This is a genomic window from Pseudomonas savastanoi (assembly GCF_020917325.1).
Taxonomy (GTDB): domain Bacteria; phylum Pseudomonadota; class Gammaproteobacteria; order Pseudomonadales; family Pseudomonadaceae; genus Aquipseudomonas; species Aquipseudomonas amygdali.
In genome coordinates, this window is the sequence record NZ_CP076652.1 from 2,017,466 (window position 1) to 2,025,164 (window position 7,699).

The following is a 7,699-nucleotide window of genomic DNA, read 5'->3' on the forward strand; positions in this document are numbered from 1 at the left end:
CGCAGAGGTGTAGGCCAGCACACATTGTCCTGAATCAACAAGCTGCCGTTCAGCAGTGGTTGCCCACCAGCCAACGGATTATATTGATCGCATACCCCCTCAAGGAAAGCGCACATGCACAAAGTTTTGGTTCCCTTCGACGGCTCCGAGCACGCCATGCGTGCCTTGGGCTATGTCATCGAATTGTCTGGCGACCTCACCAAATCGCTTGAGGTGCATATCCTCAATGTGCAGGCCAGCCCCATTGATTACAGCCTTTATCTGGCCCCCGACATGATTGAGGGCGTAAAGGCCGGGCTGACCAATGAAGGCAAGCGCGTGCTTGATGACGCGATTGCACTGCTGACCGCCGCGGGCGTGCCGTTCCAGGCCCATGTCGAGCTGGGCAACGTCGCCGAACAGGTAGAAGCCGAGGTTCAGCGATTGGGTTGTGATGCTGTGGTCATGGGCACCCGCGGGCTTGGCAACTTTGGCGGCCTGCTGCTGGGCTCGGTAGCCACGCGGGTGATCCATGAAGTGTCGGTGCCGGTGACGCTCATCAAATAAAGACGCCTCACTGCTGCGCCAGTGTCCGTGGCTGGCGCAACAGCTCGATGTTTTCCGGCGGCACCAGCTTGCGCAGCGATTTATACAGGGCGCGAGTTTCCAGCAGGTTCCAGATACGCAGCATGGTCTCCAGCGCATCCAGCGGTTTGCTGATGAAATCCCGTCGCCCAGCGCCAGAGCGCGTAGGCGGGTATCGCGTGTCGCGTCGGCGGTCAGGACCATGATTGGTAGATAGTCATTGGCCGGGATGCGCCGGTTGAGCTGTTCCAGAACCGCAAAACCATCGAATTCGGGCATGTGCAGATCAAGCACCACCAGGTCCGGCTCAAAGCTGTTGAACAGGTCCAGCGTGCGCAGCGGCTCAGTGCTGCTCAGCACATTGGTCAGGCCCTCGCGGGCAAGCAGTTGCTCCATCAGATCAAGGTTGGGCCGCTGGTCGTCAATGATCAGAATGCGGAAATCTCCGGTCATGTTGGCTCCGGTAAATACTGGTCCAGGAGGGCGAGAAACACCGGCACCTGAATAGGTTTGGTCAGAATGGCCGTTGCACCGGCCTGTTTCAGTTCGCAACTGGCTTTATCACTGGTGTCGGCTGTAATCATCAGGACGGGGGTATTGGCCGTAGCCGGCATGCGCCGCAGGCGTTGCAGCACCTCAAGGCCTTTGATGTCCGGCAGGTTCAGGTCCAGCAGAATCAGTTGCGGCGCATGCTGGCGGGCCAGATCCAGCCCCAGCTGACCCTGCATGCTCGACAGCAACTGGATACCGGGCCTGCGCTGCATCAGTGTCTCGATCAAGGCCATGCTCGACAGGTTGTCTTCGATGCACAGCAGCTTGCCATGATAAGCGGGGCGAGCAGGCAGGCGGGCGGCAAGGGCGGCGTCAGCGGGCATGCCAGTCTGTGGCTGCGGAGCCGTGGGGGCGTGCACCAGAACAAGCGGCAGCTCCAGTATGAAGCGGCAGCCTTCAGCCGGTGTGTTCTGCACTGACAGGGTGCCGTGCATCATTTCCAGCATACTTTTGCTCAGCGCCAGCCCCAGCCCGGTGCCCTCGACGCTCGGGTTGGCATCCAGTCGTTCGAACGGTTTGAACAACTGCCCGATACGCTCTGGCGCAATTCCGTAGCCGGTATCGATTACGCTCACGGTAACTCGCTCGTCTGACTGCTCGACTTCAATCCGCACCTGACCCTCGGGACGGTTGTATTTGATGGCGTTGGACAGCAGGTTGAGCAACACCTGAATCAAGCGCTGGCGATCCGCGACCACGCCAAGCTTGTCAGACAATTGAGGCAACGCCTTCAATTCGATGTTGGCATCAGCCGCCATCGGCGAGACCAGCACCAGCGCTTCTTCAAGCACGCTCGACAGTGATACCGGTTCCAGGCTCAGGGACACATGCCCGGCTTCGATTCTGGCGATGTCGAGCACTTCATTGATCAGTTTCAGCAGGTGCTGACCGGCTCGCAGAATATGGCCGATTTGCGGTCGCTGGCTTGCAGGCGAGTCCATGTCCAGCAACTGGGCAAAGCCCAGAATCGAGTTCAGGGGCGTGCGCAACTCGTGGCTCATGCGTGAGAGAAACTCACTTTTCGCCCGGCTGGCCCGCTCGGCTTCCTCGCGGGCAGTGCCCAAGGCAATTTCGGCGACACGACGATCACTGATGTCACGGGTGATCTTGGAAAAGCCACGCAGTTCGTCATTGCCATCGTATTGGGCGGTAATCACCACGCTGGCCCAGAAACGGCTGCCGTCCTTGCGTCTGCGCCAGCTTTCTTCGGTATAGCGGCCGTTGACCGTGGCTTCACGCAGGGCCATATCAGGGTGTTGCGGACACTCCTCCGGCAGGTAAAAAACAGAGAAGTGCTTACCGATGATCTCTTGTTCTGTGTAGCCCTTGATGCGCTCGGCACCTGCGTTCCAGGTGGTGACATAGCCGTTGCGGTCCAGCGCAAAGATGCCGTAGTCCTTCACGCCTTCGATGATCAGCCGCAAACGTTCTTCATTGTCGCGCAGCGCGCGTTCGCGTTCAGCCAGCAATTGACCGGCTTCGACCAGTCGGGTGCCGAGCTGGCCGATTTCGTCCTTTTCCGGGGGTTGGGGCAGCAACGGGTGCCCGAGCGCCAGCCGCTGAGCATTGCGTTGCACCTGATGCACCCTGGCCACGATGCCTTTGGACAGCATCAGCACGGCAAGAATGGCTCCGAATATTCCGCAGGCGGCTGCCAGCAGGGTCGAGAGCAGCAGGCGTTCGCGGGTAGCGGCCGCCGCTTCGGTACGTTCGGCGAGCAAGGCGTCTTCGCGCTCGCGCATGATGCCGATCCGCTCGCGCAACTGGTCGAGCACGTATTTGTTTTCGACCAGAATGCGGGCAACGGTTTGTTGATCTTCCATGCTCATCGAGCGCAGCTTTTCCAGGCCGTCGACCTTGGTGTTGATCAGCGGCTCAATGGCTTTGAGGTGTTCGCGCATCTGCCCATCGCGCACATTGTCGTTGAGTCGCGCCAACGCCGCCCCGATCAGCGGCTGTGCATTGATGTAGCCGGGCAGGAAGTCTTCCTGATGAGTCAGCAGGTAGCCACGCACACTGGCCGCACCTTCTGCGATCTGGGTATGCAGTGTCTGGATGTCGCCTTGCACCAGCAGCACCCGACGTACATCTTCCTCTGCCTGAGCGGTCTGGCGTTCAGCGATATAGATGAGCACCAGCGAGAACATGAGAATCGCCAGCGGCAAAGAAATGGCCACCAGCGCCTTGCCGCGTAACGGAAGGTCTTCCCAGCGACTGCTTCCGGCTGTCGTCATCGCCACTCGCTCGTCGACTGGCTCACCAGGCCCAGCGCCACGCCACGCACGGCGGCCTGAGTACGGTCCGAGGCACCCAGTTTGCCGATGACCTTTTCCACGTGTGCCTTGGCGGTGCCGGTAGTAATGCCGAGTTTTTCGCCGATTTCACGATTGCTGAAGCCGCCCGCCACCAGTCCCAGTACCTGACGTTCGCGAGGTGTGAGGGATTCCGGCAGGGCTGCGCCACTGGTGTTGCGCTCGGTCATGCGCCGTAGCAGGCGCGCACTGACGGTGCTGTTCAAGGCTTCTTCGCCACGGGCCACACGTTGCAAGCCGGCTATTACTTCGTCGCGGCTGGCGTCCTTGAGCAGATAGCCCACCGCCCCCGCGCTGATCGCGGCTTCCAGATGATCAGTGCTGTCGTCCATGGTGAAAATCACCACTTTAAGGTCCGGCATGCGCTGCTGGAGAATTCGCGCAGCGCCCAGCCCATTGAGCACTGGCATGCGAATGTCGAGAATCGCGATGTCCGGCTGCAGTTCCTGGCACAGGTCGATGGCTTGCTGGCCGTCTGCGGCCTGGCCGACCACTTCGAATTCCGGATGTCCCGCCAGCAGCGAGACGAACCCGGTGCGGGTCACTTCATGATCGTCCGCCAAAACCAGTCGCACAGTGTCAGTCATGTTATTGCCTTGTCTGCGGTAAAAGGGACGATGGCGCGCAGCCGGGTGCCGCGCTCAAGGCGGCTGACGCAGGTCAGGCGGCCGCCCAGAAGGCTGGCGCGTTCCTGCATGGCCACCAGGCCCAGTTTCTGAACGCTACTGCCGTTACGCGGCTTTTCGGTGATGAAACCACGGCCGTTGTCTTCCAGGCCTAGTGAAACATTGTCGTTACTCAGTTCCAGCGCCAATTCTACGCGGCTGGCACCTGCGTGTTTGAAGACATTGTTGATGCCTTCCTGAGCGATGCGGAATAACGCAATTTCCAGGTGGCTGGGCAAGCGTGCCTGGGAACGCGACGTCCACTGCACGGCGATGCCCGCTTCACGCAGGCGGTCGGCTTCCTTGTCGACTGCCTGCAACAGCCCGAAATCATCCAGCACGCTGGGTCGCAGACCGCTGATCAACTGCCGTCCTTCACCGACGCAGTGCTGCGCCAGCTTGAGAATGGCTTGCAGGTCGGCGTCCAGCGGTTCAGGCAGTTGCGGACAGCGACCGGCAAAACCCTGCAGCCGCTGGTGCAGACCGGCGAGTGTCTGGGCCAGCCCGTCGTGCAGGTCGTAGGCCATGCGTTTGCGTTCGTCTTCTTGAGCGGTGAACAACTGGCGGACCAGTTCGGACATGGTGCGTTCTCTGACGACCAGTGCTTCAAGCAGCCGATTGTTTTCCAGATGTGCGGCCAGCAACGTTGCCAGCAGTTGCAGGGACTCGATGTCCTCATTGTCCGGGGCATTGATGCCTACGCTGTTGGCCAGCAGCAAGGTACCGAAACAGCCTTCGTCGGCACCACGCAACGGCAATAACAGCACACAAGGCAAGTCGGGACCGCTGCGCTCCAGCCATTGCGGGCCGATGGCCAGCGGGTCGGCGACTGTTTCAAGGGTACTCAGGCGGTCGGCATTGCCATGACTGGCGGTGGTGTGCACGTTGTTGTCGGTGCCCCATTCCAGCAGCAGGCCATGGTCCATGGCGACGAATGCGCAGGCGCGCTGCAGCACTCGCTGGCGCATGGCCTCGGGAGGTAATTGGGTCAGCTCCTGACCGGTATCCACTAACAGGCGCAGGCGAGCTGCGCGGCTTTGCGACTGGCGATACTGGTTGCGGATGGCCAGCGCGCTTGCCGGGTCATGGGGGGGGCTTTGCATGGGGAGCTCCAGCGAGGGTGGATGCCCGCGCGGGCATAACGAAAGTGACGCTATTAGAACTTTATCAGGAGGTAAAGCCTATCTGCCGATTGGCATACACAGTTAACCCCGGTTGGCCGATGGCGCGCGGTGGCGGGGAGGGCAAAGTGGCACTCACTGAATCCCTGAACAGATCCCCCGTAGGAGAGTAGCGATGAAAACTAAATTGACCGCCCTGGCCCTGTTGCTGGCTGTGAGTGCACCGATGGTTCAGGCTGCTGCCGAGCCGTCCGGCTACACTTACCGCATGGTGGCCGAGACGCCAAGCAATGTGAATGACAAGGAAATCGCCGGTCTGTTTGACCGCTGGAACAAGGCTCTGCAGACCGGTAATTCGAAGACAGTCGCCTCGTTGTATGCGCCGGACGCAGTCTTGCAGCCTACGGTCTCCAACAAGGTACGTGCTACTCCGGCAGAGATCACAGACTACTTCGATCACTTCCTGGCGCTTAAGCCGGTTGGCGAGATCAACTACCGTGAGATTCGTCGTCTGGGGCCTGATGCCGCCGCGGACAACGGTGTCTACACCTTCACTCTGACGGCTGCAGACGGCAAGAAAACCAAGGTACAGGCGCGTTATTCGTTCCTTTACCACCGCATCGGCAACGAGTGGAAGATTCTCAACCACCACTCTTCGGCCATGCCGGAAGTACAGCCTGAGTACCAGGTCAGCCGCTGATCGACCGTCTACTCAAGGCTGAAACAAAAAATCCGGAGCCAGTGCTCCGGATTTTTTTGCCTTTCTGAATTATCACGCTTCAGCGTTGGCACCGTTGACCTTGCGGCAATGAACAAGCGCATCGCGGATCATGAAGTTGACCAGCGTCGGTGATACGCCCAGTTCCTTGGCGATGTCCTTTTGTGGCACGCCGTGCAGACGATACATCTCGAACGCGTAGCGGGTGCGGGGTGGCAGCTCGGTCAGGGCGTCGGCAATTTTCTCCAGGCTGGAGAAGTTGATATGCGAGGTTTCCGGCGATGCCCCCTGAATGACCACATTCAGACCCTCGGCCTCGGGGCCGGTGTATTTCTGTTCCAGCGCCTGTTTGCGGTAATGATCGATGGCCAGATTGCGCACGATCTGAAACAGGTAACTGAGCTGGGCCTTGAAAGTCAGCGTGGCTTGAGGTGCCGAGCGCAGTCTGAAGAAGGCGTCCTGCACTACGTCCTCGGCCCGGGACCGGCAACCCACGATGCGCGCCGCGATTTTGACCAGCAGCAAGTAGTTGTCGACGAATGCCTGGAGTAATGGTGAGTCGCACTTACTTGTGATTACGTGTTCCGTCATGGAATTCACCTTGCTGCCTGAACAATGGAGGGGGAGGGCCACAGGAGGAGCGGCGCCGTCACATGGGGCGATAAATTAGCCTTAATGATAATTATTGTCAAATGCGAAAGCCAATCAGCGCACTTTAAAAGTGCGGCCTTGTCAGGCGCGCTCTCGCGACGCGCATCTCCACTAATTATTTGCAGACGCCATCCGTTCTCATTGGTGACAGGCCCGACCACGGTTGCGGCCAGGGAATACCTCAGGAGAACCCCATGCGCTTCGATCACGCGCAACGCCGCTTTTACATCCGCGCCAACAGAGGGACGGTTCAGATATGAGCACACCCGTGAGCCTGACGCTGTTCTGCCTGCCTTTTTCCGGTGCCAGCGCGATGTTCTACAGCCCCTGGCGGCGCAAATTGCCGGAGTGGCTGAACGTACGGCCTTTGGAGCTTCCCGGTCGCGGCATGCGCATGGATGAGGCGTTGCAGACCGATATCGTGCAGTTGGCCAACCGTCTGGCCGACGAAATCAGTGCTGACCTGAATACGCCCTATGCGCTGTTCGGCCACAGCCTTGGTGGTCTGCTGGCCTTCGAACTGGCGCATGCGTTGCGTGAACGGGGTCTGCCTGAGCCGCTGGCGCTTTTTGCATCGGCTACCGCCGGTCCAGTGCGCCGCGATGTCAGCGAATACGCTCTGGCCAAGACCGATGAGCAACTGATCGACCGACTGCGCACGCTCAAGGGCACCAGCGAAAACGTCATCGCCAATGACGAGCTGATGCAATTGATGCTGCCGATCCTGCGCGCCGATTTCCTGCTCTGCGGCAGTTTCGTGTATGGCAAGCGCGAGCCGCTGAACCTGCCGATCCATGTTTTTGGTGGCAAGCAGGACAGTGTCAGCGTCGAGCAGCTGCTCGACTGGCAGGAGGAGACCTGTACCGGTTTCTCGCTGGACATGTTCGAGGGGCATCACTTCTATCTGGTCGATGAGCAAGTGCAACTGCTCCGGCACCTGCGGCGCTATTGCGAACTGCATCTGGCGCGTTGGCGCAACAGTGCGTCACGGCAATTGAACCGGGCAGCCGGCTGACCGCTTTTGCCTCTTTTGGCTTTTTTGTCTCACGCACGGCCCAACTCAGGGCGCGCGCCTTTTTGAAATTCAGATCTTATCTGGCACGCCGAATCTAGCAG

General features: G+C 59.7%; 7 protein-coding genes and 1 pseudogene. 3 read left to right on the top strand and 5 right to left on the bottom strand.

The window, feature by feature from the left end:
• Positions 1-114: 114 nt before the first annotated feature.
• Positions 115-546 carry a universal stress protein gene (locus KP808_RS08935; RefSeq protein ID WP_005782898.1) on the top strand — a complete coding sequence of 144 codons (432 nt, stop codon included), beginning with the start codon at positions 115-117 and terminating at the stop codon, positions 544-546.
• A 7-nt stretch (positions 547-553) separates the two neighbouring features.
• On the opposite strand, the pseudogene KP808_RS08940 reads toward KP808_RS08935, so the two are convergent.
• The 4 genes and pseudogenes from KP808_RS08940 to KP808_RS08955 form a co-directional block, all read right to left on the bottom strand.
• Positions 554-1,017 (bottom strand): annotated as a pseudogene (locus KP808_RS08940) (response regulator).
• The gene (locus tag KP808_RS08945; RefSeq protein ID WP_230018158.1) at positions 1,014-3,350 is read right to left on the bottom strand and encodes an ATP-binding protein; all 2,337 of its coding nucleotides are present in this window, start codon (positions 3,348-3,350) and stop codon (positions 1,014-1,016) included. Before KP808_RS08945 ends, KP808_RS08940 begins: the two are co-directional and overlap by 4 nt.
• A complete protein-coding gene (locus KP808_RS08950) occupies positions 3,347-4,015 on the bottom strand; it encodes a response regulator (protein ID WP_002552911.1) in 669 nt (222 codons plus the stop codon). Before KP808_RS08950 ends, KP808_RS08945 begins: the two co-directional genes overlap by 4 nt.
• On the bottom strand, positions 4,012-5,196 hold the full coding sequence (locus KP808_RS08955; protein WP_230018160.1) for a sensor histidine kinase: 1,185 nt from the start codon (positions 5,194-5,196) through the stop codon (positions 4,012-4,014). Before KP808_RS08955 ends, KP808_RS08950 begins: the two co-directional genes overlap by 4 nt.
• A gap of 193 nt (positions 5,197-5,389) precedes the next feature.
• On the opposite strand from KP808_RS08955, the gene KP808_RS08960 reads away from it, so the two are divergent.
• Positions 5,390-5,914 (top strand): SgcJ/EcaC family oxidoreductase, encoded by a 525-nt coding sequence (locus KP808_RS08960; RefSeq protein ID WP_058402047.1) that lies wholly within the window; start codon positions 5,390-5,392, stop codon positions 5,912-5,914.
• 72 nt (positions 5,915-5,986) lie between these two features.
• On the opposite strand, the gene KP808_RS08965 is transcribed toward KP808_RS08960, so the two are convergent.
• Positions 5,987-6,523: an RNA polymerase factor sigma-70 gene (locus tag KP808_RS08965; protein ID WP_002552913.1), complete on the bottom strand. Its 537-nt coding sequence runs from the start codon at positions 6,521-6,523 to the stop codon at positions 5,987-5,989.
• Positions 6,524-6,839: 316 nt separating this feature from the next.
• Between KP808_RS08965 and KP808_RS08970 the strand changes: the two genes are divergently transcribed.
• On the top strand, positions 6,840-7,598 hold the full coding sequence (locus tag KP808_RS08970; protein ID WP_058409700.1) for a thioesterase II family protein: 759 nt from the start codon (positions 6,840-6,842) through the stop codon (positions 7,596-7,598).
• The last annotated feature ends 101 nt before the right edge of the window (positions 7,599-7,699 follow it).

Excerpts from the sequence above, each read along its gene's own strand:
- KP808_RS08950 (WP_002552911.1), bottom strand. The coding sequence starts at position 4,015 with ATGACTGACACTGTGCGACTGGTTTTGGCGGACGATCATGAAGTGACC.
- KP808_RS08945 (WP_230018158.1), bottom strand. The coding sequence starts at position 3,350 with ATGACGACAGCCGGAAGCAGTCGCTGGGAAGACCTTCCGTTACGCGGC.
- KP808_RS08970 (WP_058409700.1), top strand. The coding sequence starts at position 6,840 with ATGAGCACACCCGTGAGCCTGACGCTGTTCTGCCTGCCTTTTTCCGGT.
- KP808_RS08955 (WP_230018160.1), bottom strand. The coding sequence starts at position 5,196 with ATGCAAAGCCCCCCCCATGACCCGGCAAGCGCGCTGGCCATCCGCAAC.
- KP808_RS08965 (WP_002552913.1), bottom strand. The coding sequence starts at position 6,523 with ATGACGGAACACGTAATCACAAGTAAGTGCGACTCACCATTACTCCAG.
- KP808_RS08935 (WP_005782898.1), top strand. The coding sequence starts at position 115 with ATGCACAAAGTTTTGGTTCCCTTCGACGGCTCCGAGCACGCCATGCGT.
- KP808_RS08960 (WP_058402047.1), top strand. The coding sequence starts at position 5,390 with ATGAAAACTAAATTGACCGCCCTGGCCCTGTTGCTGGCTGTGAGTGCA.